Raw genomic sequence first — 25,357 nt, forward strand, 5'->3', positions numbered from 1 at the left:
CATTATTAAAAATAGAAAATTTTAGCCTTTTAAAGCCTTAATTTTTGCATTTAATTCCGGTATAATCTGGAAAGCATCCCCAACTACTCCATAATCCGCAGATTTGAAGAACGGTGCTTCCGCATCATTATTTATCACCACGATGGTTTTTGAAGAGTTCACCCCAGCTAAATGCTGGATTGCACCTGAAATACCAACGGCGATATAAAGATTTGGTGAAATTGCTTTTCCGGTCTGGCCCACGTGCTCAGAGTGAGGACGCCATCCGATATCCGAAACAGGTTTTGAACAAGCCGTAGCTGCGCCTAAAGTTGCTGCTAAATCTTCAATCATTCCCCAGTTTTCCGGACCTTTCATTCCACGACCGGCAGAAACTACGACTTCCGCTTCTTTCAAGTCCAGTTTTCCGGAGCTTTGTTCATGCGACAAGACTTTGGTGTCTTCATTAGTTACTGCTAAATCTTTAACTTCTTCGGAACCTGCAACCGGATTTTCTTTCACGCCGAAAGCGTTTTGAGAAACCGTTACGATTACACCGGAAGCATCAGCTTTTGCGTGCATCACGCCTTTACCGGAAAACGCACGTCTTTTTACCTGAAAAGGTGAAAGACTTTCCGGAGTTTCCAATGCGTTGGTGATTAATGAAAAATCTTTCATCACCGCCAGCATTGGTGCTACCGAAGAGGCGTCTGTTGTATGAGGGAAAACGATAATGTTTCCCTCTGCCACTTCATTCATCGCCTGTGCGTAAGCTTTTGCGCTGAAGTTTTTCAGACCTTCATCTTTGATATTAAGAACTTTTTCCGCGCCATATTTATATAAAAGCTCGGAAGAGTCAGTTGGGTTTATTGAAACCGCAGTTACAGACTCGCCGTTTTTCTCAGCGATTGATTTTGCGTAAGAAACTGCTTCAAAAGCTGCTTTTTTATAAATACCGTTTATATTTTCAGCGTATACGAATATTGCCATTTTAGGTGTTTTTAAAAATTTAAAATTAAATTACTTTCGCTTCTTCGTGAAGTAATCTTACCAGTTCGTCCAGGTTGTCCGCAGAAATCATTTTCACCGCAGCTCTTGCCGGAACTGAATCGTACGAAACCGCTTCAACACGAACTTCAGTGCTTACGGGCTCCAAAACCTGCAAAGGTTTGGTTCTTGCCGACATAATTCCGCGCATGTTAGGAATAATCAGGTCTTTTTCATCCACCATACCTTTCTGCCCCGCGATAACCGCCGGAAGTTTTACCGAAATGGTTTCTTTACCACCCTCAATCTCACGGATTGCAGTTGCTTCAGCACCGTTAACTTCTAAACCAACACATGCATTAACAAAAGGCTGATCCAATAACTGCGCAACCATTCCCGGAACTGAACCGCCGTTGTAATCGATGGATTCTTTACCACAAAGAATAAGGTCATAATTGCCGTCTTTAGCAACACGTGCAATTTCTTTAGCTACAGAAAAACTGTCTTTTGGCTCGGTATTTATGCGGATTGCATCATTCGCACCAATTGCCAAAGCCTTTCTGATAACTGCTTCGGTAGAAGCTTCACCAACATTTAAAACCGTTACTGTAGCGCCATTTGCCTGTAATTTAATGGCTTTTGTAAGCGCAAATTCATCCAACGGATTAATCACCCACTGTATGCCGTTTTTGTCGAAAGCAGTTTTATCTGCTGTAAAATTAATTTTAGACGTAGTATCTGGAACACTACTGATACAAACTAATATTTTCATGTGCGAATTATTTTGTTTTAAGTTTTGCTAAGATAAATAAAAAATATATTATGCATGCATAGTACATTTAATATTTAATATTGATTACATAATTAACTGTTTGGTTTTGAAGGTCTAATTTCAATCTTGCTCGGTAAGGTGCGCGGATTCATTTTTAAAATATCTAAAACCAGCTGACCGATGTCTTCAGGCTGAATTTTCCAGCTGTCGGCATCGGATGGGGTATGCCCATTAAAATACGTTGCAACCGAACCCGGCATAATCGTAGAAACCTTGATATTATATTTTCGAAGATCTATCATCGCAGCTTGTGTAAAACCGACCGCACCAAATTTCGAAGCGTTATAACCGGCACCTTTTTCGAAAAAATTTGTGCCTGCAAGGCTGGAAATTGTAATGAAATATCCTTCAGATTTTTTCAGTTCTTCCACCGAAGCTTTCAGCGTGTGGAAAATTCCGTTCAGGTTGGTGTCTATCATCGCAGACCAATCGTCCAGCGAAAGTTCATCAACCGGTTTGAAAATTCCTACGCCCGCGTTGGCGATCACATAATCGATTCTCCCAAATTTATTGACGATCTCCGCAACTGCTTTTTCTTCATCTTCAAAATTTCGAACGTTGGAACTCAAACCAAAAACCGGAGCATCAGCTGATGACAATTCTGCAGCAACATTCAGCGCGTCTTCATTATTTCGTGCTGAAATTGCAACAGTTATTCCGTGATCGTGCAGTACCTGCGCAATTCCCAAACCGATTCCTTTTGTTCCACCTGTTATATAAGCGACTTTATTTTCCATAATATTTTTTTTAAAGTTTGAAAATTTGCCCTTTTAACGGCATATTTTTTCATTTTAGTTTAAAGTTAAATTGAAAAAAAACGCCCATTTCAGGCGTTTTTTTTATAATTATCCTTTCGCATAATTTTCGAAGAACAGCGGAATGCTTTCAATTCCTTTATAGAAGTTGTAAAGTCCGTAATGTTCATTTGGCGAATGTATCGCGTCGGAATCTAAACCAAAGCCCATCAATACCGATTTTGAACCTAAAACTTGTTCGAACATGGCGGTAATCGGAATACTACCACCGCTACGGTAGGGTAAAACTTCTTTACCAAAAGCAGTTTCCATGGCTTTTTTCGCGGCTGCAAATTCTTTAGTGTCGCTTGGCAAAACGTATGGCATTCCACCGTGATGCGGTGTAACTTTTACTTTCACGTTGTCTGGCGCAATTTTGTTGAAATAAGCAGTGAATTTTTCGGTGATTTCGTCCGGAGTTTGATAAGGAACCAAACGCATTGAAATTTTCGCAAATGCTTTGGACGGAATTACAGTTTTGGCGCCTTCACCAATATAACCGCCCCATATTCCGTTACAGTCTAACGTGGGACGAATCGAGGTTCTTTCTAAAGTGGTAAAACCTGTCTCGCCTTCTACTCCACTTAAACCAATTGATTTTTTAAAGCTTTCCGGATTGTCTTTTAGTTTGTTCATTTCCGCGCGCTCGTCCGTAGAAACCTCTTCCACATTATCGTAAAAACCATCGATTTTAATATGACCGTTTTCGTCGATTAAATTTGCAATCATTCTAGACAACACATGAATTGGGTTCGGAACCGCACCACCATAAAGCCCGGAATGCAGATCGCGGTTCGGACCTTCAACTTCAACTTCAACATAGCTTAAACCGCGCAAACCTGTGGTAACCGTCGGTTGCTCATTAGAATAAATGTGCGTATCGGAAATTAAAATAACATCACATGATAATTTCTCTTTATTTTCTTTAACAAAACCTTCAAGATTTTTGGAGCCAACTTCCTCTTCACCTTCGAAAACAAATTTCACGTTACACGGCAAAGTATCGGTTTTCATCATCGCTTCAAAAGCTTTAATGTGCATGAAAAACTGGCCTTTGTCATCCGCAGAACCGCGTGCAAAAATAGCGCCTTCAGGGTGAAGTTCGGTTTTTTCAATGTAAGGCTCGAAAGGTGGTTTTTTCCAAAGTTCCAGCGGATCCGGCGGCTGCACATCGTAATGGCCGTAAACAAGAACCGTAGGCAAAGATTTATCGGTGATTTTTGCGCCGTAAACAATCGGGTAACCTATTGTAGGACAAACTTCCACGGCATCGGCACCGGCTTCTTTCAAGAAAGTGGCAACTTCCTCAGCACATTTCAGCACTTCATCTTTATAAGCCGGATCGGCGCTGATGGAAGCAATTCGCAATAACTCGAAAAGTTCATCTACATAACGCTGCTTATTTTCCTGAATGTAATTTAATGTTTCCTGCATTATATTTTTATTAAATTTTTAATGTTTCACGAATCTTGTAAAAATAAAAAAAATGTCCTGCAGAAGCAAGACATTTCCTTAATATATTCCAATAATGGTTATTTCGTTTCTGTAGCAGCAGGTTCTGCGGGCGTTGTCTGCTGTGTGCTGTCTTTTGAGATTTCCACTGCGCCGATAGTCGCAGTTCGCAAAGAATCACCTGCCGGAAGTTCTGCTGTGGTTTTGGTGCTTTTCACCGCGGTAGATGGCGTATTGGTCACCATATCGTAACCGTAATGCTCCGTACCTTCCTCCATCTGCAAAATTGCCTTGTTGCCGCCTGGCTGAATTTTCTGGCAACTCATCACCAAACCCGCAATCGCAACGCCTAAAATAACTTTTTTCATATCTAATTGATTAAGATGTATCTTTAAAAATTTACTGCTCCAAAAGTATGAAATATTACCATTTTTCCCAAGAAATTTCAGTATTTTCTAAATAGACTTTAAAATAATTTTATTTTTTTGCGTTTGGGTGAAAATTAAATAGCGGCTGCCGCCATCTTTAATTTTGTATTTCTTTTTAATTTCTTCCGGCGAAAGCGGGTGATTTTTAGAAATTATATTGAAACTTTCACCTTTTTTTATTTGCTTTGAATCAATGATTTCCACTTCTAAAACTCTTCCCGGAAAATTTTCGATCAAATTATCTGATGTGTAAAAATGCGTGTTTGGCGCGAGTTTCAGCACATTTAATTTTTCGGAAAAAATATTAAATCCACCCGATTTTAAAACCGCGTTATTCGGGATGTATATATATTTTGATGGTTCTGAAAAAGCTGAAACTGCCGATTTTTCTTCGTCATAATTAAATGAAAAATTTGCGTCTTCGCTTTCTAAATTAGTACAAATTATTTCCGGTGAAACCAAATTTTTTTCCGGCTCCAAAACAACCAAAAGTTCCTTCACTTCATTTCTAACTGCGATAATCTGAATTTCCGAAATATTTTTAAGCACTGAAATCAGATAGGAAATATCGATCAACGGGGAAAGTTTCACCAAAATTTTCGGTGCTATTTTGAGCAGATTTTCCTGAATTTCTAAAAGGTTCGGCGAAAGATCTTCGAGCAGAAATTTTTTGTTTTTCTGCGCATCGCGACGTGCTGGGTCCAGATAAATCAAATCGAATTTCCGCTGATTTTCCGCTATAAACTGTTCTAAAGAATTATTAAAAAAAACGGCCTTTTTGCCCAGAATTTTCCAATTATGCTTCACGATTTCAAGCAGTCCCGAATTTTGTTCCACCAAAATAATTTCATCGAAATGTTGGGAAAGAAAGTAAGCGTCAATTCCAAAACCTGAAGTTAAATCAACAAAGCTTTTCCCGGAAAGATTTTTAGCTTTAAATTCCGCCGTTGCTTGTGAAGACGCCTGTTCCAAATTTAAGTTCGGTGGAAAAATAACACCTTCTTTGAGCAAAAAATTAAATTTTTTCTGCGCAACTTTTTTACCTTTAATCTGCTGCACAATTTCCTGCATCGAAACCTCGGGAAACGGCGATTTTTTCAGCAATAAAGAATGCAAATCGCTGGTGAGATTTGCATTGATATAATCCTGTATTTCTTTTTTAAGAATATTTTTCATATTGCCACGAATGCACGAATTTTACTTAGTTGAAAATAATGGTCGTAAAAATTATAAGACAATCCTTTTATAATTCAGTTTTTCTTCGCCAAAATTTATAATTAATGCTAATTTATTTTCAGAAACCTTCAAATAGTTGATAGCTTGCGCAATGTCAGTATCTGCAATTTCTTTTTTGCCTTTGATTTCCAGAATTATTTTGTCATATGCCACAAAGTCGGCATAAAATACGTGCGGCAAAATAATTCCTTTGTACTCAATTTCATATTTCACTTCTCTTTCAAACGGAACCTCTGAACGAAGAAATTCGATCTGCATTGCATCTTTATAAACTATTTCAGAAAATCCAAAACCTAAATAATTATGGATTTCCATGCAGATTCCAATTATTTTGTAAGATTCTTCCTTGTAAAAAATCCCCATCGAAAAAGTTTTAGATTTTCAACATATAAATTTTACCTAATCCAAGAAAAATATGCTTTCAAAGCATTAATTTTAGACTATTCAAAAAGAATCGTGCATTGTAGCAAAAAATATTCGTGCATTCGTGGCGACATTCTGCTAGAAATTATTCAAACATTTCCGCTAAACGAACCGCCTTAATTTCGGTGTTTGAATACATTTCTTCCGCAGATTTTTTCTTTTCCAGTTTCGGATACATATTCACACCGACGATTTTTATTCTACCCTCTTCCACCCAATTTTGTTCTTTTACCGCGTGTTCGTAAATTGCGTTTTGAAGCGTTCCGCTTTTCAAAAGTGCGCAATAACCGCCATTTTCTTCCATTTCCAGAAATGCTTGCCACGATTTTGTTGCGAGTTGCTGCGTGACATCTTCCACAAAATAACTGCTGTTTGCCGCGTCGTCGAAAACATTAATTATGCTTTCATACGCCAAAACGATTTGCTGTTTAAACGAAATTTCCTCGGAAACCGAATCGGACTTTTCAAGCTGATAATCGTTGCTGAAAACTGCGTCAGCACCACCGATCATCGCAGCGGAAAGTTCTAAAGTCGAACGTATTAAATTATTTTCCGGATCAGCTTTCGATTTATTTCGAAGGGAAGTTTCGACAAAAATAAACGGAATTTCTTCTAAATTATACGCTTTGCTAAACTGAAAAAAAAGCAGCTTTAAAGCCCGAATTTTTGCAATTTCGAAAAAGTAATGGCTGCCGACAGCTACTTTGAAAACTAATTTTGATAGAATTTCTGCACCAAAAATTTCTACCACATCTTTAGCTTTTCCCAAAGCAATTGAAAGTTGCTGGACTATTGAAGCGCCAGCATTTTGGTGCAGCGAAATATCAATTGCAATATTTCTTTCGAAATTTTTCGCTAAAAGTTCTCTGCCCAATTGCTCGTTAATTTCACCACTTTCACCGGAAAAAATATCGATCAGCGAAAAATAACGGTTGCTGTCTTCCAGCGAAATATGTTCAGCTAAATCGGCATTATTTACGAAAATTACTTTTTCGGTTAAATCTTCCACGTTTTCGTCGAGCAGAAAAGCGAAAACATTTTCTTCCGCACTTTCATGATATTTCGAAACTAGATGGGTCGATTCTTCAACTTTTGGTAAATTCGGTAACGGATTTTCAACCGTGTCGTAATATGGTTTTACGGTAATATTTTCTAGATTGTCTTTGGACAAAACCTTGTAAATATCGTCGGTTTTTAGCTGCTTTTTAACCAGATTTTCCCAATCCTGCAGCGCTACTTTTTCAAACATATTTTACTTTATAAATTCACAAAAAAACCTTCATTTTGCAGCCAAAAAATTGTTCTAATTTATTTTTTTACGGCATTCGCGCTGTCGACAACCAAAATAAAAATTTCTTCGTTCGGCTTTTTCATGAAATAATTTTCGCGCGCAAATTTTTCCTTCTCTTCCTTATTATTCATCAGCTTTTTGTAAAAATCGTCGTTTTTTTTGTACTCCGACTGGTAATAAGTGAGCTGCTCTTCATATTTATTAACCTCGCCATTCAGTTCATTGATAACCAAAAAAGACGTGCTGTCAAAAAACACCATCCAAACCAAGAACAAAAAAATGGTCACAAAATATTTATTGATGACAAACTTTTGAAAGAATTTCATACCGGCTGATTTCGGCTTGATTTCTTTAATTAAATCTTCCATTTTTTAATGTGTTTTTTTCAGCGTATTGTTGATGACGGTGGAAAGAAAATCAATAGCTACCGTGTTTTGCTTCATATTCGGCACAATAAGGTCAGCTTCATTTTTCGATGGTTCAATAAATTCCTGATGCATCGGTTTCAAAGTCGTCTGATAACGGTGCAGAACTTCCTGCAAATCGCGACCTCTTTCCTGCGTATCCCGACGAATCCTGCGAATAAGTCGTTCATCAGAATCTGCATGAACGAAAACTTTTAAGTCATATTCTTTTAAAAGATCAGGATTCGTTAAAACCAAAATTCCTTCGACAATCAACACATTTCTCGGTTCAATGGAAACATGATCACCGGTTCGCGAATGCGTTACAAAAGAATACAAAGGCTGGTCGATACTTTTGCCCATTTTCAGAGCTTTTACGTGTTTTATGAGCAATTCGAAATCTATGGATTTCGGATGATCGTAGTTCAGCATTTCCCTTTCGGATAAGGTAAGATGCTGGTTGTCATGGTAATAATTATCCTGGGAAAGCACGTTTACACCTTCGGTGTTGAGTTGCTGTAAAATTTTGTTGACTACAGTGGTTTTTCCGGAGCCGGTTCCGCCAGCAATTCCTATAACGAGCATAAATTTGTTTTTACAAATATAGGATTTTGCGCCAAATCTCCGCGGAAATCACCACAATTTACAGCTGATTTATCGGATCTTTTTCGATGTTGAAAATGTAATAAATCACCGCCACAACGCGAGCCAAAAATTCCCGTGACTGATTTCTGTAATAACTTTGATTTGCCAAAACGTCCTGCGCATCAAAGCTCAGCGCATTCATGCCGTTATTTCTGGCGTAAAACAAAGCGCGCAAATTGTGAAAACCCTGCGATACGATGATGACATTTTTTTCGTGATACACTTCCATGCAGTTTTTTATGCTTGCCTGGGTTTTAAAACCTTTTGGATCTTCAATAATTATATTTGGCGGGACGCCCTCCTGATAAACAAGGTAATTTTTCATCGCAGCAGGCTCGTCGTAACCACGGCTTTTTTCGCCGCTAACAATGACTTTCCGGATTTTTCCGTGATGGTATAAAAGCGCCGTAGCGTTCATCCTCGAAGTAAAATACGGATTGGAAAGTCCGGAGCGCATTTTTGGTGAAGTTCCCAAAACCAAAGCCGTCTCGCGAGGCGGAATTTTAGAAATCTTGGTATAAGTTCGTCCGTTGGTAACCGCGTAAACCCAAATGTTTGCGAGAATCATCAACAAAATTCCAATTTCTACCAAACTGAAAAATGATTTTATTATGTCTAAAATTTTCTTCAAACCACTTTAAACCAAATCGAAATTTACTTTAATTTTTTTACTTAAAACCACCGACATGCACGCTAAAATTTTACCGGCTGATTCCTCCTTTTTTGTCAAATATTCATTTTCCAGCAACTCAACATCGCCTTCTTCCAAAATACATTCGCAACTGCCGCAAATTCCGGATTTACAGGAATATGGCACCGGAAAACCCTGAATTAAAAGCTGCTGCAAAAGCCGCATTTTATTATTTGCTAAAGTGGTTTCGTGCTGAATTCCCAGAAGTTTAAATCCAACTTCGATGTTTTCAAGCAAAGGAAATTCTTTTTCAACCGGAAAAATATCTTCGTTAAATTCTTCAAAAAGCTCAAAATGAATATTTTTTTTCGGAATTCCGTGTTTGTAACACGCGTTTGCCAAAGATTTTATCATTTCACCTTTACCACAAATCAGCACTTCGTCCACGGCGTCCCAAATCGTGCTTTCTTCGTCGGTATCATCCAGCAAAAGAAATTGGTTAATGATAAGCGCAACTTTTTTTTCATCCAGTCTGCCTTCATAAATCCCGTTGCCGACTTTTTCACGGGAGAAGAAATGATAAACTTCAAAACGCTCGGGATATTTTAATTTTAATTGTTCCAGTTCTTCACCAAAAGCAACATCTGCCGCGGTTTTGTTTCCATAAAACAGAAAAAGTCGCGTGCGTGGTTCGTTGTGCAAGATATTTTTAAAATGGCTTAAAATAGGTGTGATGCCAATTCCGCCGGCAAAACCAACAATTGTCCGGAATTCGTGTGGTTTTGAAACCAAAGTAAAACGCCCGCGCGGCACTGAAACTTCAACGTCTCGCCCAACCTTAATATTTTCAATCAATGTATTAACAGGACTTTCGTCGCTGTTGACTTTTATTCCTAAAGCGATTTTTTTTTCAAAAGGCGCTGAAGTCATTGAAAAATCTTTCTGAATCGATTCACCATTCCACAAAAATTTTAATGAAACATACTGGCCGGCTTCAAAAGTGTATTTTGCTTTCAAGTCCGAAGGAATTTCAAATTCCAGCGAAAAGATGCTTTTGGTCAGTTGTTCCTTTTTCGTTAATTTTAGCCTGTGAAATTCTATTTGTCGGGCCTTAGATGAGAGATTTTCCATGATTTTAATGACTCAAAAATAACAAAAATAAAATGAAAAATTTAATTTCCAGCTTACTGCTTCTCACCATAATTGTGTCGTGTAACAAAGAAACGAAAGTTGCTGAAACTACCGATACAGCTACCGGATATTCAACCACAGCGCCGGCAAACGAAGTTGTAGAAGCCGCAGTACCTTTCAATAAAGTGGAATGGACACCCGAAGAAGCTTCGAAAATGCTGGGCAAGCAAAATAATGACACCTTGTATGTGACTAATTTTTTCGCGACCTGGTGTGGACCTTGCGTAAAGGAAATTCCGCATTTTAAAGCGAAAATGGCGGAGATGAAAGACCAAAAAGTAAAATTCACTTTTGTAAGTCTTGATGAGCGTTCGGATTGGGATGAAGTGGTACCTAAATTCGTAGAAAAATTTCAACTTTCACCGAACGTGGTGCTTTTGGACGGTTCTAAAATTACCCCGGATTTTTTTCCAAAAAATTTCAAGCAATGGGACGGCGGCGCAATCCCGTTTACGCTGATGAGAAAAGGCGATAAAACCGATGAAACCTTAGGTTCCATGAGCGAAGAAATGCTTACCGAAAAATTAAATTCTTTTAATTAATTTCCCAAAAACAGTAAAGCCATTTTGAAAAAAAAGACCGTTTTTGCTCCAAATTTTTTAAATTGAGAAATCTTCAGCAATGACGAAAGATTTTAAAATCCTGACTTTATTATTGGTTATTGGAATTATCATTTCACTTTTGGTGAATTTGAATATCGGATTTCTCAATTTAAATTTTTCTGATTTTTACTCGTCAAGTTCTGAAAATTCGCAAATTGCGCTGTTGCGCGTAAACCGGGTTATCGTAATGCTTTTAGCGGGCGTGGCAATACCAACTTCCGGTTTTTTGCTGCAGGAATATTTTCAAAATCCGCTGGCAGGACCGTCGGTTTTGGGAATTACGTCGGTGGCGAGTTTGAGCGTAGCGTTTTACATCTTTTTTTCAAATGATTTTCTGCTGCCGGAATTCCTTCAAAACAGTTTTCTCAGCATTTCCGCAATAGCCGGAAGTTTGGTTTTGATGTTAATTTTACTGGCATTTTCGGGCAAATTTCAGGATAAATCTTTCCTCATCATTTTCGGATTTTTGGTTTCTGCTCTGGCGGGCGCGGTAGTTTCGATTTTGCAGTTTTACGCCGAAAACCAAAGTTTAAAAAATTATATTCTTTGGAGTTTTGGCGCGAATAACCAGGTTTCCACAAGCCAAATCTATATTTTATCTGCGATTGTACTCTTCGGATTGATGCTGAGTTTTAAAAGCATTAAACCATTAATTGGAAATTCTTTAGGTTCGGCGTATGCACAAAGTTTGGGTGTGAATTTAAGCAGGCTGAAATTTTTGATTATCATTTCATCGTCGCTATTATCAGCTTCGGTGACGGCGTTTTTAGGTCCAATTTTATTCATAGGGATTGTGGTTCCGCACTTTTCGCGTATGATTTACAACCCGGCAAAACTTTGGCAACAGTGGATTTTAAATATGCTTTTGGGAATTTTAATTATGGAATTTTTCTCCATCATTTCTGAATCGACGCAATTTCCTTTGAATGTAATTACGTCCCTTTTCGGGATCCCGGTCATTTTAATGATGATGTTGAAAAGCAGAAAAATTTAGCCAAATAGCGCCGAAAAAATTAAAGATGTTTTTAGAAATAAAAAATGCCACGATCGGTTACCGGACGCCTTTGATAAAAGAGGTGAATACTTCTCTGGACTTGGGAGAAATCTGTTTGCTAATCGGTAATAACGGTGTGGGAAAAACGACTTTAATTAAAAGTATTCTGCACCAAAATTCGCTGCTAAAAGGGCAAATTTTTATAAAAAGCAAAAATATTAAGGAAAGCTCCAACCAGGAAATTGCTGAAAGTGTGGCGGTTGTTTTCTCGAAATCGGATATCCCGCTGAACTATACGCTGCGCGATTTGGTTTCATTCGGGAAATACATTCATTATCCTTATTACTTTGAACTAAATCAAACTGACAAACAGGAAGTTGAAGAAATTATTAAAAGTTTAAATTTAAGCAGCTACGCCGATTTTCCTTTGCAGCAACTTTCCGATGGAAATCTTCAAAAAGCATTTATTGGCCGTGCTTTGGCACAAAATTCACCTTTTGTCATTCTTGATGAACCGACGACTCATTTGGATGAAGAAAACAAAGTCATTATTTTAAAACTGCTTCGCAATCTTGCAAAAGTTCAAAATAAGCTGATTCTTTTTTCCTCCCACGACTGGCGTCTAGCAAAAGAGTTTGCGGATAAAATATGGCTTTTAAACGACCAAAAAATTGAAGCCGGAATTGCGGAAGAAATTTTGCTTAAAAATGATGAATTGCTAAATCCCGGACTTTTCGATTTTACAGAAAGTTTCATTCCACCGAAAATCGCAGCGCCGGATTTACACAAAGAAATGCTGTACTCTTTTCTGCAAAAAAACTTCCCAAAAAACCTTTCTGAACTTGAATTTACATTTCAGAACAGGATTTGGGTAATTTCCACCGATGATTTACAAATAAACTGTGCATCTTTTACCGAAATCGGACAGTTTCTTTCAAAACGTTATTAATACTTGATTTTTTCAGCATTTTTAAAGTATTATGCATGCATAGTACTATGCAATTCATATCGATTAAAACGCTGAGCATCAACATTTAACAAATTATTAACTTCAGCGATATACTATGCATGCATAATATTTTCTATCTTTGGATTAAACCAGGTATTAAGATATTATGAACAAACCTACTGCTGATAAAGTTGAAAATGTAGATCTTATTTTGAAATCTACTTGGCTTGCCGTTTCGAAAATGTATTCGGAATTGGCGCAAGATCACGACGCGACCGCCGTACAGGCGCTTACCCTTTTAAAAATCGATCCGAAAGATGGCACGAGAAGCACGAATCTCGGACCGAAAATGGCGATTGAGCCTACTTCGCTCACACGCATCATTAAGCTTTTGGAAGACAACGGCTACATCTACAAAGAGAAAACCACCACCGATAAACGTGAAGTTATTATAAAACTCACTGAAAAAGGTTTGAATTCACGAAATCTTTCAAAAGACGCGGTGGTAACCTTTAATAAAAAAGTTGCAGAAAAAATACCGGCTGAAAAGCTGGAAATTTTTAAAAACGTAATGAACGACATCTTGAAAATTGCAAACGAATTAAATAACAAAAAATAAAAATCAATGAAACGACGAATTAAACACGTAACAGTTCTCGGTTCAGGAATTATGGGTTCCGGTATCGCAGCGCACTTCGCCAACATCGGTGTTCAAGTGCTTTTGCTTGATATCGTTCCTTTTGAACTGACGGAAGCAGAGCAGAAAAAAGGTCTGACCAAAGATGATAAAATTGTAAGAAACAGAATTGCGACAGAGAATTTTGTGAAATTACAGAAATCCAGTCCGGCGCTTTTGTATTCACCGAAATTTGCGGAGAGAATTACGGTCGGGAATTTCGATGATGATTTGGAAAAAATTAAAAAAACCGATTGGATTATTGAAGTTGTGGTGGAAAGACTCGACATCAAAAAATCGGTTTATGAGAAAATTGAACAGCACAGAAAACCGGGAACTTTGGTTTCTTCAAACACTTCCGGAATTCCGATTCATTTTTTAATTGAAGGACGCAGCGAAGATTTCAAAAAATATTTTGCGGGAACGCATTTCTTTAATCCAGTTCGTTATTTGCCACTTTTAGAAGTTATTCCAACGCCCGAAACTGATCCTGAAATTATTAAATTTTACATGGAATATGGGGCAAAATTTCTGGGAAAAACCACGGTTTTAGCGAAAGACACGCCGGCATTTATTGCGAACAGAATCGGTGTTTTTTCGATGATGAATTTGCTTCATGAAATTAAAGGTTTAGGCTTAAGCGTTTCTGATATTGATAAACTTACCGGACCAATTATTGGCCGACCAAAATCTGCAACTTTCCGAACTGCAGATGTAGTTGGACTGGATACTTTGGTCATGGTTGCGAACGGCGTTCGTGAAAGCAATATGGAAGCGACCGAATATTACGACGTTTTCAAACTTCCGGATTACGTACAGCAAATGGTAGAAAACAAATGGCTGGGTTCTAAATCTCAACAAGGTTTCTACAAAAAAATTAAAAACGCGGAAGGTAAATCGGAAATTCATGGGCTGAATTTAGACACCATGGAATACGAACTTCAGGGAAAGTCTGAATTTCCAACGCTGGAGCTGACAAAAAATATCGATAAACCGATCGACCGATTTAAAGTTCTCATCGGCGGAAAAGATAAGGCTGCAGAATTATACCGAAAATCACTTGGTGCTTTGTTCGCGTATGTTTCGCATAAAGTTCCGGAAATTTCTGATGAAGTTTACAAAATCGATGATGCGATGCGCGCGGGTTTTGGCTGGGAAAATGGTCCTTTCGAAATTTGGGATGCTGTTGGCGTTCAAAAAGGAATTGAACTTGCCAAGGAAGCCGGTTATGAAGTTTCGGACTGGGTAAGAAATGTAGAATCTTTCTATAAAATTAATGAAGAAGGACAGAGCATTTACTTCGATAAAAATTCCGGAAATTATAGCAATATTCCTGGACAGGAAGATTTTATCATTTTAGATAATATCAGAAAAAATAAAACACTTTGGAGCAACTCAGGTTCTGCAATTCAGGATTTAGGCGACGGAATTATCAATTTTGAAATCCGCTCGAAAATGAATTCGCTTGGCGGTGAAGTTTTGGACGGTTTGAACCGCGCAATCGACCTCGCCGAAAAAGATTATGACGGTTTGGTAATCGGAAATCAAGGCGCAAATTTCTCTGTTGGAGCCAATTTAGCCATGATTTTAATGATGGCTATCGATCAGGATTGGGATGATTTGAATATGGCAATTGCTTATTTCCAAAAATCAATGATGCGCGTTCGTTATTCCTCAGTTCCTGTCATCGTTGCACCACACGGAATGACGCTTGGTGGTGGTTGCGAAATGACGATGCACGCAGATCGCGTTGTTGCAGCAGCTGAAACCTATATCGGCTTGGTGGAAACCGGAGTTGGTGTAATTCCCGGCGGCGGTGGCACCAAAGAAATGGCGCTGAGAGTTTCAAGAGAATTCCACTCTGATGATGTTAAAAACAACAGACTTCGCGATATGTTCATGAACATCGCGATGGGAAAAGTAGCAACTTCAGCCTACGAAGCTTACGACATGGGAATTTTGGAAGACCATAAAGATATTGTGGTAGTCAATAAAAACCGACAGATAAAAACGGCAAAAATGCTCGCTTTAAGTTTAGCGGAACATGGCTACACGCAACCGATTGAGCAAAAGGTAAAAGTTTTAGGTCGCGACGCGCTGGGAATGTTCCTGGTTGGAACAGACCAAATGTTAACCGGAAAATATATTTCGGAACACGATAAACTAATCGCGGATAAATTAGCCAACGTTCTTGTAGGTGGAAACCTTTCGGAACCAACCGTTGTCACCGAACAATATTTATTGAATCTTGAACGAGAAACTTTCTTACAGCTTTGCGGCGAAAGAAAAACTTTAGAAAGAATTCAGTTTATGTTGACGAAAGGAAAACCATTGAGAAATTAATTTTAAAAATTTTAGAAATGTCAAGACAAGCATATATAATAAAGGGTTTTAGAACGGCCGTTGGTAAAGCACCAAAAGGAAGTTTGAGATTCACACGTCCCGACGTCATGGCGGCAACGGTCATCGAAAAACTAATGGCTGCCGTGCCGCAACTCGATAAAAACAGAATTGATGATTTAATCGTCGGAAATGCGATGCCGGAAGCCGAACAAGGTCTGAACGTGGCGCGATTAATTTCCTTAATGGGGTTAAATACGGATCAGGTTCCCGGCGTTACCGTGAACAGATATTGCGCTTCGGGTTCCGAAGCCATTGCAATTGCGTCCGCTAAAATCCAGGCCGGAATGGCGGACTGTATTATCGCCGGTGGAACAGAATCCATGTCATATATCCCAATGGGTGGTTACAAGCCGGTTCCGGAAAGCGATATGGCAAAATCCAATCCCGATTATTATTGGGGAATGGGTTACACTGCCGAAGAAGTTGCAAACCAATATAAAATTACCAGAGAAGAGCAGGATCAGTTTTCTTTTGAGTCGCATCAGAAAGCTTTAAAAGCAAACGAAACAGGAAGATTTAAAGATCAAATCGTCCCAATTCCGGTTGAATACAATTTTCTGGATGAAAACCAGAAAATGCAGACCAAGAAATTCGATTTTTCGGTTGATGAAGGCCCGAGAAAAGATACAAGTTTAGAAGGATTGGCAAAACTGCGTCCTGTTTTCGCAAACGGCGGAAGTGTGACTGCGGGAAATTCTTCGCAAATGAGTGACGGTGCGGCTTTCGTAATCGTGATGTCAGAAGAGATGGTGAAAGAGCTAGGTTTGGAACCGGAAGCAAGATTAGTCGCATACGCTGCCGCTGGTTTAGAACCACGCATCATGGGAATGGGACCTCTATATGCCGTTCCAAAGGCATTAAAACAGGCAGGTTTAGACTTAAAAGACATCGACTTGATTGAGCTAAACGAAGCGTTTGCTTCACAATCTGTCGCACTTAAAAAGGAACTTGGTTTAAATCCGGATATTTTAAATGTCAACGGTGGCGCCATCGCTCTGGGTCATCCGCTCGGCTGCACCGGAACGAAACTGACCGTTCAGCTTCTAGACGAGATGAGGAAACGCGGCAACATGAAATACGGAATGGTGACGATGTGCGTAGGTACAGGCCAGGGAGCAGCGAGTATTTTTGAACTTCTGTAAAAAGTCTAGATTTTAAATTATAAATTTTAGATGAAATGAGCAATAAAGAAGACAATCTGAATCTTTAAAACTACATCTGAAAAATTATAACAGCGAATCTAATTTAAAATCTATAATCTAAAATTTAAAATTACAAATAATGAGCGATACATTAAAAGGCGGTGAATTTATCATCAAAGATATTCCTGCACAAGAAGTATTCAGTTTAGAAGAACTGTCCGAAGAGCAAAAAATGCTTCGTGAATCGGTAACTGAATTTATAGAAAGAGACGTCATCCCACATCGAGAGCGTTTCGAGAAAAAAGATTACGCTTTAACCGAAGAAACCATGAGCAAATTAGGCGAAATGGGAACTTTAGGGATTGCAGTTCCCGAAGAGTATGGCGGTCTGGGAATGGGTTTCGTAAGTACAATGTTGGTTTGCGATGCGGTTTCCGGCGCAAACGGTTCTCTGGCGACAGCTTATGGCGCGCACACCGGAATTGGAACGCTGCCTATCCTTTTATATGGAACAGAAGAGTTGAAACAAAAATATCTGCCCGCCTTAGCAACAGGTGAAAAATTTGGCGCGTATTGTTTAACAGAACCCGATGCCGGATCTGATGCCAATTCAGGTAAAACGAGAGCAAAACTTTCTGAAGACGGAAAACATTACATCATCAACGGACAAAAAATGTGGATTTCAAATGCAGGTTTTGCAGACACATTTACCTTCTTCGCGAAAATTGATGACGACAAAAATATTACCGGATTTGTCATTAACCGTTCGGAACTGGAAGATCCAAACAGCATGACAATGGGTGAAGAAGAACATAAGTTAGGAATTCGCTCCTCTTCTACCCGCCAGGTTTTCTTTAATGATATGAAAGTTCCGGTAGGAAATTTATTGGGCGAAAGAAACAATGGTTTCAAAATCGCAATCAATGCCTTGAACGCAGGCCGTATCAAATTAGCAGCAGCAAATATTGACGGGCAGAGAAGAATCACATCATTGGCAATCAACTATGCGAATGAAAGAAAACAATTCGGCGTTTCTATATCCACATTTGGCGCGATACGTAAGAAGATTGCCGAAATGTCCACAGGAATTTTCGTTTCTGAAGCAGGAGCTTACAGAGCCGCTAAAAATGTAGAAGATAAAATTGAAGAATTCATTTCCAGCGGAATGTCCCACGCAGAAGCGGAATTGAGCGCTTTGGCAGAATATGCGGTAGAATGTTCAATTTTGAAAGTTTATGTTTCGGATTTGACACAACATATCGCAGACGAAGGAATTCAGATTTATGGTGGAATGGGCTTTTCAGAAGATGCTCCGATGGAAGCAGCTTGGAGAGATTCCAGAATCAGCAGAATTTACGAAGGAACTAATGAAATCAACCGACTTCTTGCTGTAGGAATGTTGATCAAAAAAACCATGAAAGGCGAGCTTGATTTACTGAAACCTGCAATGGCAATCGGTAAAGAACTGATGGGGATTCCGTCTTTCGAAGTTCCGGATTATTCCGCTTATTTGTCCGAAGAAAAAGCAATTATCCACAATCTGAAAAAAGTATTTTTGATGGTTGCCGGTGCCGCTCTTCAGAAATATATGATGGAAATCGAAAAACAGCAGCATCTTTTGTTGAATGCTTCCGAAATTTTGAACCAGATTTACATGGCAGAATCAGCAGTTTTACGTGCCGAAAAACATTTCGACACCGATTCTGTTGAGGCTTCAATGGCGCGCTTAAATCTTTACAAAGCTGTCGAAGCTATTACCGCTGCGGCAAAAGAAGGAATTGTTTCTTTCGCGGAAGGCGACGAACAGCGCATGATGCTTTCCGGACTGCGCAGATTTACAAAATATACCAATATCCCAAATGTGGTTGCACTTACCGAAAAAATTGCAGCGCATTTCGTTGAAAAAGGATCTTACTAGAAATAGTTTGACATGTGGTGAGGCGCCCCGAATTTCGGGGCGTTTTTTTTATTTAATTTAAATGAAGAAAAAATTCACCGCTAAAAGGCATGTTTTTTTCAAATTTTAATTGCTGATTTTTATTAAATCTTGCTGATTTGAATAAGAAAAAAATTCGCCGCTCTAATGGCATTTTTTTCGAATTTTAATTTCTGCTTCTACTAAACTTCACAAATCGTTTTTTGAAAAATTCGCCGCTAAAAGGCGTTTTTTTTCCAAATTTTTGCTTAATGCTTTTCGAAGTTTAAATTCAAAAATTGCTGGTAGAAAGTTTCGCAAACCGAATTTCTGTTTTTAAATATTAAAAACACTTTGAAAAGCTGATCCATTTCAGTATTTTTGGGAAAATACAGATTTTTACGAAAGATGGGACATTTACCGAAGTTGATTGAAGACTTAGCATTGATACTGATTGTTGCGGCATTTGTCGTGATTATTTTCCGGAAAATCAAGCAGCCGCTGGTTCTAGGTTACATTATCGCAGGTTTTCTTGTAAGTCCAAACCTCAACATTTTCCCTTCAGTTGTAGATGGCGCAAACATTAAAACTTTGGCAGAAATAGGGGTGATTTTTCTCCTCTTCAGCCTCGGCCTCGAATTCAGCTTTAAAAAACTGATGAACGTTGGTGGCTCCGCCTCTATCACGGCTTTTGTGGAAATTTTCTTCATCACCGTCGCCGGATATTTTACCGGGCGCTGGCTCGGCTGGAGCATTATGGACAGTATGTTTTTGGGCGGCATGCTCGCCAGTTCGTCCACAACCATTATTATCAGGGCCTTCGACGAACTTGGTGTAAAAACGAAGAATTTTGCGCGAACGGTTTTTGGCGTTTTGGTGGTTGAAGATATTGTGGTCATTCTCCTCATGGTTTTGCTTTCAACCATCGCCGTTACGAAGGAATTTGAAGGTTCTCAAATTCTTTTTACCGTGGTAAAACTGCTGTTTTTCCTTATTTTATGGTTTCTACTTGGGATATTTCTCGTTCCGACTTTATTAAAAAAAATAAAACCGCTGGTTGATGACGAAATCCTTCTGATTTTATCAATTGGTTTATGCCTTGGAATGGTTTTAATCGCTGTAAAAGTTGGTTTTTCTGCCGAACTCGGTGCGTTTGTAATGGGTTCAATAATCGCTGAAACCACTGTAGCAGAAAAAGTAGAACACACTTTAAAGTCTGTAAAAGACCTGTTTGCCGCGGTATTTTTCGTGTCCGTCGGAATGATGATCGATTACGAAGCAATGATTTTGTACGCGTGGCCAATTTTCGTGGTGACGCTGCTGACGTTGTTCGGCAAACTCTTCAGTTCGTCACTGGGCGCGCTGCTTTCAGGACAGCCGTTAAAACAGTCGATACAGGTCGGAATGAGTATGGCGCAAATCGGTGAATTTGCCTTCATTGTGGCAACATTAGGACTTTCGCTCGGCGTTATATCAGATTTTCTTTTTCCTGTTGCTGTGGGAGTTTCCGCTATCACGACTTTCACCACACCATATTTAATTAAGTTTTCGGAACCTTTGTACAACTGGATTGTAAAAGTGGTGCCGCCGAAATATATAGACAGAATTAACCAATATTCTTCGAACACTCAAAATATTCAAGCTGAAAACAGCTGGAAAACAATTCTGAAGAATTACGCGCGAATTATCGTGATTAATGGAATTGTAATCGTCGCTATATTTTTGCTTTTTGCAAGGTTCATTATCCCGGCTATTAATGAAAATTTGGATAGCAACAACCTGAAAAATATCATCGGAAATTCTCTTCCAATACTTTTTATCTTACCTTTTTTATGGGCTTTAATGGTGAAACGACCGAGTTCGTCAGCGTATCGTGAACTTTGGACGAAAACAAAATACAATCGCGGTCCGCTTTTAATCATAGAAATTGTACGTTTTGCAATCGGAATTGGTATTCTTGGTTTTTTCCTGAACCGTTTTGCTTCGACTTCACTTTCGTTTTTTATCACCATTCCGCTCGCTATTATTTTAATGGTAATTTTCTCCAAAAGGCTGAACAGATTTTACAACCGCCTGGAAAAACGATTTATCACCAACCTGAATGACCGTGAAAGTGTGGAAACAAGCGTTTCAACCTCTATTGCCGGAAATTCCAATATCAAAGAAAGTTTGGGTGCTTGGGACGTTCATATTATTGAACTGGAAGTGAAACCGCTTGCGGATTATATCGGGAAACCTTTGGTAGAACTTCAATGGCGCGAAAAATATGGTATAAACATTGGCTACATCCGCCGCGGCGGAAAACTCATTCATACACCTGATCGCCACCAGGTTTTGATGCCTTATGATAAAGTTGGTTTAATTGCGACTGACGATCAGTTTCAGGTTTTCAAACCTGTATTTGACAGTCAGCAAATTGTCGAGGAAGAAAATATCGATCATATCAAACTCGGGAAAATTCTCATCAACCATCATTCAGCCAAAAAAGGCCTTACCATTCAGGAATCCGGTATCCGTGATAAAACCGATGGTCTAGTAATCGCTATTCGACGCGGAGAACAGCGCATCTTAAACCCCGAATCTTCCGAAGTTCTACAACTTGATGATATTGTGTGGGTAGTCGGAAACCGGAAAAAGATTGAAAAACTTAATGTAGAAATTTAAAAAACTAAAATCATGTGGACAGAAAAAGACGGCAAATTGGAGCAAATTTTTAAGTTTAAAGATTTTTCAGAAGCATTCGCATTTATGACCAGAGTTGCCTTGGTTGCGGAAAGTATGCAGCATCATCCGGATTGGTCAAATTCTTATAACCAGGTAAAAATCAGTTTAGTCACCCACGACGCAGGAAATAGAATTACCGAAAAAGATCATCAGCTAGCAGAAGCAATTGATAAAATTCGGGGTTAAAAGGGCACTTTTTTTTAGACATCAAAACCGAGCAACATTCCCATTAAAATACTAAAGCTCTAATTCACCAAAACTTTCACCCTCATAGATTTTAAATAACCGCGCCAATATTTCCGCTTCGATTTATGTCGTACATTTATATTTCTAAAAAACCAAATGAAAAATTATGCTTTAGTTACCGGCAGTGCAGACCGTATTGGTAAAGCCGTTGCGCTCCACCTCGCAGCGCAAGGTTACAACCTGCTTTTGCACTACAATTCCTCCGCGGAAAAAGCCGAAAAACTGAAGAAAGAAATCGAAGAAATGCAGAACGGCGTTAAAGCCGAACTTCTTCAATTTAACTTTTTAGCGGATAATGATTTTGATGAAATTTTCCGCTCTCTAAAGCACAAAAATATCATTTTGGATATTCTCGTAAACTGCGCGTCAGACTTCGTTCCATCGAATTTTAGCTTGACTGGAAGTCAGCTTTTAGAAAAGGAATTCAATATCAATTTCAAAAATGCCTACCTTTTGACTAAAGCTTTTGCGCGGGTTTACGAAAGCGGAAATATTATTAATTTTATAGATACCAAAGTTTCTAAAAACCAAACCGTACACCTCGATTATATTTTAAGCAAGAAATTGTTGCAGGAATTCACCAAAATTTCCGCCGTAGAATTAGCGCCGAATTTCCGTGTAAATGGCATTGCGCCCGGCTTGATTTTACCGCCCGAAGGTAAAGACGAAAATTATCTGCTAAATCTTGCGCAAAATATTCCTTTGAAAAAAATCGGGAATTTGGGCGAAATAACCAAGGCGATTCAATTTATATTAGACAGCGAATTTTTTACCGGCCAGACTTTGTTCATCGACGGTGGCGAACATTTGGTTTAGAAAAATTTGCCGTTTAAACAGGTAATTTTTTCAAAATATATTTAATTCAGAAACCATTAAACTTAGAAAATATGAGCGCGACTTCTAACACTAAGTTGTCTACCATAAAAGTTGAAAATCTGCGTCTGCGCGCATTTATCGGCTTCATGGATTGGGAAACCGAAAAATTGCAGGATTTGGTGATTTCTTTTTCATTTAAATATGACACCTGCGCAGCTTCTGACTCTGATGACATTCAGTATGCGGTTGATTATAAATCGATTACAAAAGAAATCATCGAACTTGTCGAAAATAAAAGTTACTTTTTGCTCGAAACATTAGCCGAAAAAATTTACACTCATATTCAAAGTTCCGCAGCTGGTTTGGAAGATATTTCAGTGAAAATTGAAAAACCAAATGCTTTGCGTTTCGCCGATTCTGTAATGGTAAAAATCGACGGAAAAGACCGCTATAACACCGCAATAATTGCTTTAGGTTCAAATATAAACGCTGAGCAAAATTTTTCCGAGGCACTAAAATTGCTTCAGGATTGCGGTTTTATCATGCAGCGCACCGAATTCTTAAAAACAAAACCACTCAAATTTGAATCTCAGCCAGAATTTCTAAATGGCGCCATTCTACTACGGACTAAAAAAAGTCTTTCTGCGCTAAAAATGCATTTAAAACAGATTGAAGCACTTTTGGGCAGAGTCCGTACCGAAAATAAAAACGCGCCACGCACGATCGACCTTGATGTCACAACTTACAACGGATTTGTAATCGACGACGATATCCAGACTTTTCCTTTTCTGCAGGAATTTGTCCGGCAACTGCAATCTTCAATGCAGCTTGAGAATCGGGATTTAGCTTAATCGGTTGCCAGAAAATCAGCACATTATTTTTTGTATTTTTGCCACCGTTGAAAAATATCGAGATAAAAAGGCATTTTTTGCCAAAATACCCGAAAAAAATTCAATTAAAATTTAAAGTTCAAAGAAGCTTAAAGCTTAAACTTGATTTTCACACCGGCAAAAATTCCATGAAAATAGCACTCAATCTTTTTGATTTCTCTCAAAAAATAGATTACCGAACTGAAATTTTAGCGGGTTTAACGGTTGCTATGACCATGATTCCGGAGTCGCTATCATTTGCCATTTTAGCAGGTTTTCCGCCTTTAGTCGGATTGTACGCGGCCTTCATCGCTGGTTTAATCACCGCAGTTTTTGGCGGCAGACCCGGCATGGTTTCCGGCGGCGCCGGTGCAACGGTTATTGTGCTCATAGCGCTCATGCGTTCCCACGGCCTCGAATATGTTTTTGCAGCCGTAGCTTTAGCGGGAATCATCCAGATTTTAATAGGCATTTTTAAATTCAGCAAGTTCATTCGCCTCGTTCCGCAGCCTGTGATGTACGGCTTTGTTAACGGTCTGGCGGTGATCATCTTCATGTCGCAGCTCGACCAGTTTAAAGTGATTTCCAACGGCACTTTTTCCTGGCTGCAAGGCGAAGCATTATATATCATGTTGGGTTTGGTGACTTTAACGATTGCGATTGTCGTATTATTTCCAAAAATCACAAAGAAAATTCCGGCGTCACTTGTTGCAATAATTGTCGTTTTTGCCCTGGTTGTCATTTTTGGTATTGAAACAAAAACGGTACAGGATATTGCCTCTGTTGAAGGCGGTTTTCCTCCTTTTCACGTCCCGAATATTCCATTTAACCTCGAAGCTTTTCAGGTGATTCTGCCATACTCGCTTATATTTGCGGCAGTTGGTCTCACGGAAGGACTTTTAACTCTAAATTTAGTCGACGAAATCACCGGTACACGCGGAAACGGAAACCGCGAATGCATCGCGCAGGGAACGTCGAATATTGCTAATGGATTTTTCTTCGGGATGGGCGGCTGCCCAATGATTGCGCAGACGCTCGTCAATTTATCTGCCGGTTCCCGCGCGCGACTTTCCGGGATTATTGCCGCTGTTACCATTTTGCTCATCATTCTTTTCGGGGCGCCAGTAATCGGGCGTTTGCCGATCGCAGCGCTGGTTGGTGTGATGATTATGGTTGCGCTTGGAACTTTTGAATGGGCAAGTTTCAGGATTTTAAATAAAATGCCGAAACACGATATTTTTGTGGGAATTTTGGTCGCGGTAATCACGGTAATTCTACACAATTTAGCTTTGGCAGTGCTTGTTGGCGTTATTATTTCCGCATTGGTATTTGCGTGGGAAAGTGCTAAAAGAATTCGTGCGCGCACCTATTTCGATGCAGATGGCACTAAACATTACGACATTTACGGACCACTTTTTTTCGGTTCGGTGATGGCTTTTTCGGAGAAATTTAAAATTGAGGATGATCCGCAGCGCGTTGTCATCAATTTCAAAGATTCGCGCGTCGCAGATATGTCGGCGATTGAAGCGCTGAATACTTTAACTAAAAAATACAGCGGCGTTGGCAAAGAAGTGCATTTGCAAAATCTCAGCGCCGATTGCATACGGCTTTTAAACAATGCCGAAGCGGTGATTGATGTAAATATCATCAAAGATCCGGAATATTTGGTCGCTGTAGAAAAGTAAAATTTCTCTTTCCAGAAATTTGAAAAAAAATACCCAAATAGCA

At 39.0% G+C, this 25,357-nt stretch carries 24 protein-coding genes; 12 read left to right on the forward strand and 12 right to left on the reverse strand.

The genetic code is table 11. The features are described 5' to 3' along the window. Positions 1-21: 21 nt before the first annotated feature. The 12 genes from BMZ55_RS03180 to BMZ55_RS03235 form a co-directional block, all read right to left on the reverse strand. Entirely contained in the window at positions 22-969 is a 948-nt protein-coding gene (locus BMZ55_RS03180; protein WP_089818584.1) for an electron transfer flavoprotein subunit alpha/FixB family protein, read from the reverse strand. 25 nt (positions 970-994) lie between these two features. Then, positions 995-1,738, reverse strand: coding sequence for an electron transfer flavoprotein subunit beta/FixA family protein (locus BMZ55_RS03185; RefSeq protein ID WP_089818585.1), 744 nt, complete (start codon positions 1,736-1,738; stop codon positions 995-997). 92 nt (positions 1,739-1,830) lie between these two features. Further along, a complete protein-coding gene (locus BMZ55_RS03190; RefSeq protein ID WP_089818586.1) occupies positions 1,831-2,535 on the reverse strand; it encodes an SDR family oxidoreductase in 705 nt (234 codons plus the stop codon). A gap of 108 nt (positions 2,536-2,643) precedes the next feature. Beyond that, a complete protein-coding gene (locus BMZ55_RS03195; protein ID WP_089818587.1) occupies positions 2,644-4,026 on the reverse strand; it encodes a dipeptidase in 1,383 nt (460 codons plus the stop codon). Between the two features lie 98 nt (positions 4,027-4,124). After that, entirely contained in the window at positions 4,125-4,412 is a 288-nt protein-coding gene (locus BMZ55_RS03200; protein ID WP_089818588.1) for a hypothetical protein, read from the reverse strand. A gap of 87 nt (positions 4,413-4,499) precedes the next feature. Further along, positions 4,500-5,648: a THUMP-like domain-containing protein gene (locus BMZ55_RS03205; RefSeq protein ID WP_089818589.1), complete on the reverse strand. Its 1,149-nt coding sequence runs from the start codon at positions 5,646-5,648 to the stop codon at positions 4,500-4,502. A 51-nt stretch (positions 5,649-5,699) separates the two neighbouring features. Beyond that, on the reverse strand, positions 5,700-6,071 hold the full coding sequence (locus BMZ55_RS03210; protein ID WP_089818590.1) for a GxxExxY protein: 372 nt from the start codon (positions 6,069-6,071) through the stop codon (positions 5,700-5,702). Between the two features lie 145 nt (positions 6,072-6,216). Then, positions 6,217-7,380, reverse strand: coding sequence for a methylmalonyl-CoA mutase family protein (locus BMZ55_RS03215; RefSeq protein WP_089818591.1), 1,164 nt, complete (start codon positions 7,378-7,380; stop codon positions 6,217-6,219). Between the two features lie 59 nt (positions 7,381-7,439). After that, a complete protein-coding gene (locus BMZ55_RS03220) occupies positions 7,440-7,790 on the reverse strand; it encodes an FtsB family cell division protein (protein ID WP_089818592.1) in 351 nt (116 codons plus the stop codon). A gap of 3 nt (positions 7,791-7,793) precedes the next feature. Then, complete coding sequence (udk, locus tag BMZ55_RS03225; RefSeq protein WP_394332626.1) at positions 7,794-8,429, reverse strand: uridine kinase; 636 nt, start codon at positions 8,427-8,429, stop codon at positions 7,794-7,796. 40 nt (positions 8,430-8,469) lie between these two features. Then, positions 8,470-9,039, reverse strand: coding sequence for a SanA/YdcF family protein (locus tag BMZ55_RS03230; protein WP_089818594.1), 570 nt, complete (start codon positions 9,037-9,039; stop codon positions 8,470-8,472). 69 nt (positions 9,040-9,108) lie between these two features. Then, positions 9,109-10,233 (reverse strand): 2Fe-2S iron-sulfur cluster-binding protein, encoded by a 1,125-nt coding sequence (locus tag BMZ55_RS03235; RefSeq protein ID WP_089818595.1) that lies wholly within the window; start codon positions 10,231-10,233, stop codon positions 9,109-9,111. 32 nt (positions 10,234-10,265) lie between these two features. On the opposite strand from BMZ55_RS03235, the gene BMZ55_RS03240 reads away from it, so the two are divergent. From BMZ55_RS03240 to BMZ55_RS03295, 12 genes are all read left to right on the forward strand, one after another. Next, positions 10,266-10,835 (forward strand): TlpA family protein disulfide reductase, encoded by a 570-nt coding sequence (locus BMZ55_RS03240; protein ID WP_089818596.1) that lies wholly within the window; start codon positions 10,266-10,268, stop codon positions 10,833-10,835. Positions 10,836-10,914: 79 nt separating this feature from the next. Next, positions 10,915-11,889 (forward strand): iron ABC transporter permease, encoded by a 975-nt coding sequence (locus BMZ55_RS03245; RefSeq protein WP_089818597.1) that lies wholly within the window; start codon positions 10,915-10,917, stop codon positions 11,887-11,889. A gap of 25 nt (positions 11,890-11,914) precedes the next feature. Continuing rightward, on the forward strand, positions 11,915-12,838 hold the full coding sequence (locus BMZ55_RS03250) for an ABC transporter ATP-binding protein (RefSeq protein ID WP_089818598.1): 924 nt from the start codon (positions 11,915-11,917) through the stop codon (positions 12,836-12,838). A gap of 166 nt (positions 12,839-13,004) precedes the next feature. Further along, positions 13,005-13,457 carry a MarR family winged helix-turn-helix transcriptional regulator gene (locus tag BMZ55_RS03255; protein ID WP_039344197.1) on the forward strand — a complete coding sequence of 151 codons (453 nt, stop codon included), beginning with the start codon at positions 13,005-13,007 and terminating at the stop codon, positions 13,455-13,457. Positions 13,458-13,463: 6 nt separating this feature from the next. Beyond that, positions 13,464-15,857 (forward strand): 3-hydroxyacyl-CoA dehydrogenase/enoyl-CoA hydratase family protein, encoded by a 2,394-nt coding sequence (locus tag BMZ55_RS03260; RefSeq protein ID WP_089818599.1) that lies wholly within the window; start codon positions 13,464-13,466, stop codon positions 15,855-15,857. Positions 15,858-15,874: 17 nt separating this feature from the next. After that, positions 15,875-17,059, forward strand: a complete 1,185-nt coding sequence (locus BMZ55_RS03265) for an acetyl-CoA C-acyltransferase (protein WP_089819406.1) — start codon at positions 15,875-15,877, stop codon at positions 17,057-17,059. A 139-nt stretch (positions 17,060-17,198) separates the two neighbouring features. Further along, positions 17,199-18,977 (forward strand): acyl-CoA dehydrogenase family protein, encoded by a 1,779-nt coding sequence (locus BMZ55_RS03270; protein WP_089818600.1) that lies wholly within the window; start codon positions 17,199-17,201, stop codon positions 18,975-18,977. 405 nt (positions 18,978-19,382) lie between these two features. Further along, a complete protein-coding gene (locus BMZ55_RS03275) occupies positions 19,383-21,638 on the forward strand; it encodes a monovalent cation:proton antiporter family protein (protein ID WP_039344190.1) in 2,256 nt (751 codons plus the stop codon). Positions 21,639-21,650: 12 nt separating this feature from the next. Continuing rightward, positions 21,651-21,884, forward strand: a complete 234-nt coding sequence (locus tag BMZ55_RS03280; RefSeq protein ID WP_089818601.1) for a 4a-hydroxytetrahydrobiopterin dehydratase — start codon at positions 21,651-21,653, stop codon at positions 21,882-21,884. A gap of 156 nt (positions 21,885-22,040) precedes the next feature. Beyond that, the gene (locus BMZ55_RS03285; protein ID WP_089818602.1) at positions 22,041-22,760 is read left to right on the forward strand and encodes an SDR family oxidoreductase; all 720 of its coding nucleotides are present in this window, start codon (positions 22,041-22,043) and stop codon (positions 22,758-22,760) included. Positions 22,761-22,831: 71 nt separating this feature from the next. Then, positions 22,832-23,611: a dihydroneopterin aldolase gene (folB, locus tag BMZ55_RS03290; protein ID WP_089818603.1), complete on the forward strand. Its 780-nt coding sequence runs from the start codon at positions 22,832-22,834 to the stop codon at positions 23,609-23,611. A gap of 167 nt (positions 23,612-23,778) precedes the next feature. After that, positions 23,779-25,314 (forward strand): SulP family inorganic anion transporter, encoded by a 1,536-nt coding sequence (locus tag BMZ55_RS03295; RefSeq protein ID WP_089819408.1) that lies wholly within the window; start codon positions 23,779-23,781, stop codon positions 25,312-25,314. Positions 25,315-25,357: the final 43 nt, after the last annotated feature.

The organism is Kaistella treverensis (genome assembly GCF_900114045.1).
Classification (GTDB): Bacteria; Bacteroidota; Bacteroidia; order Flavobacteriales; family Weeksellaceae; genus Kaistella; species Kaistella treverensis.

Excerpts from the sequence above, each read along its gene's own strand:
- BMZ55_RS03180 (WP_089818584.1), bottom strand. The coding sequence starts at position 969 with ATGGCAATATTCGTATACGCTGAAAATATAAACGGTATTTATAAAAAA.
- BMZ55_RS03185 (WP_089818585.1), bottom strand. The coding sequence starts at position 1,738 with ATGAAAATATTAGTTTGTATCAGTAGTGTTCCAGATACTACGTCTAAA.
- BMZ55_RS03190 (WP_089818586.1), bottom strand. The coding sequence starts at position 2,535 with ATGGAAAATAAAGTCGCTTATATAACAGGTGGAACAAAAGGAATCGGT.
- BMZ55_RS03195 (WP_089818587.1), bottom strand. The coding sequence starts at position 4,026 with ATGCAGGAAACATTAAATTACATTCAGGAAAATAAGCAGCGTTATGTA.
- BMZ55_RS03200 (WP_089818588.1), bottom strand. The coding sequence starts at position 4,412 with ATGAAAAAAGTTATTTTAGGCGTTGCGATTGCGGGTTTGGTGATGAGT.
- BMZ55_RS03205 (WP_089818589.1), bottom strand. The coding sequence starts at position 5,648 with ATGAAAAATATTCTTAAAAAAGAAATACAGGATTATATCAATGCAAAT.
- BMZ55_RS03210 (WP_089818590.1), bottom strand. The coding sequence starts at position 6,071 with ATGGGGATTTTTTACAAGGAAGAATCTTACAAAATAATTGGAATCTGC.
- BMZ55_RS03215 (WP_089818591.1), bottom strand. The coding sequence starts at position 7,380 with ATGTTTGAAAAAGTAGCGCTGCAGGATTGGGAAAATCTGGTTAAAAAG.
- BMZ55_RS03220 (WP_089818592.1), bottom strand. The coding sequence starts at position 7,790 with ATGGAAGATTTAATTAAAGAAATCAAGCCGAAATCAGCCGGTATGAAA.
- BMZ55_RS03230 (WP_089818594.1), bottom strand. The coding sequence starts at position 9,039 with ATGATTCTCGCAAACATTTGGGTTTACGCGGTTACCAACGGACGAACT.
- BMZ55_RS03235 (WP_089818595.1), bottom strand. The coding sequence starts at position 10,233 with ATGGAAAATCTCTCATCTAAGGCCCGACAAATAGAATTTCACAGGCTA.
- BMZ55_RS03240 (WP_089818596.1), top strand. The coding sequence starts at position 10,266 with ATGAAAAATTTAATTTCCAGCTTACTGCTTCTCACCATAATTGTGTCG.
- BMZ55_RS03245 (WP_089818597.1), top strand. The coding sequence starts at position 10,915 with ATGACGAAAGATTTTAAAATCCTGACTTTATTATTGGTTATTGGAATT.
- BMZ55_RS03250 (WP_089818598.1), top strand. The coding sequence starts at position 11,915 with ATGTTTTTAGAAATAAAAAATGCCACGATCGGTTACCGGACGCCTTTG.
- BMZ55_RS03255 (WP_039344197.1), top strand. The coding sequence starts at position 13,005 with ATGAACAAACCTACTGCTGATAAAGTTGAAAATGTAGATCTTATTTTG.
- BMZ55_RS03260 (WP_089818599.1), top strand. The coding sequence starts at position 13,464 with ATGAAACGACGAATTAAACACGTAACAGTTCTCGGTTCAGGAATTATG.
- BMZ55_RS03265 (WP_089819406.1), top strand. The coding sequence starts at position 15,875 with ATGTCAAGACAAGCATATATAATAAAGGGTTTTAGAACGGCCGTTGGT.
- BMZ55_RS03270 (WP_089818600.1), top strand. The coding sequence starts at position 17,199 with ATGAGCGATACATTAAAAGGCGGTGAATTTATCATCAAAGATATTCCT.
- BMZ55_RS03275 (WP_039344190.1), top strand. The coding sequence starts at position 19,383 with ATGGGACATTTACCGAAGTTGATTGAAGACTTAGCATTGATACTGATT.
- BMZ55_RS03280 (WP_089818601.1), top strand. The coding sequence starts at position 21,651 with ATGTGGACAGAAAAAGACGGCAAATTGGAGCAAATTTTTAAGTTTAAA.
- BMZ55_RS03285 (WP_089818602.1), top strand. The coding sequence starts at position 22,041 with ATGAAAAATTATGCTTTAGTTACCGGCAGTGCAGACCGTATTGGTAAA.
- folB (WP_089818603.1), top strand. The coding sequence starts at position 22,832 with ATGAGCGCGACTTCTAACACTAAGTTGTCTACCATAAAAGTTGAAAAT.
- BMZ55_RS03295 (WP_089819408.1), top strand. The coding sequence starts at position 23,779 with ATGAAAATAGCACTCAATCTTTTTGATTTCTCTCAAAAAATAGATTAC.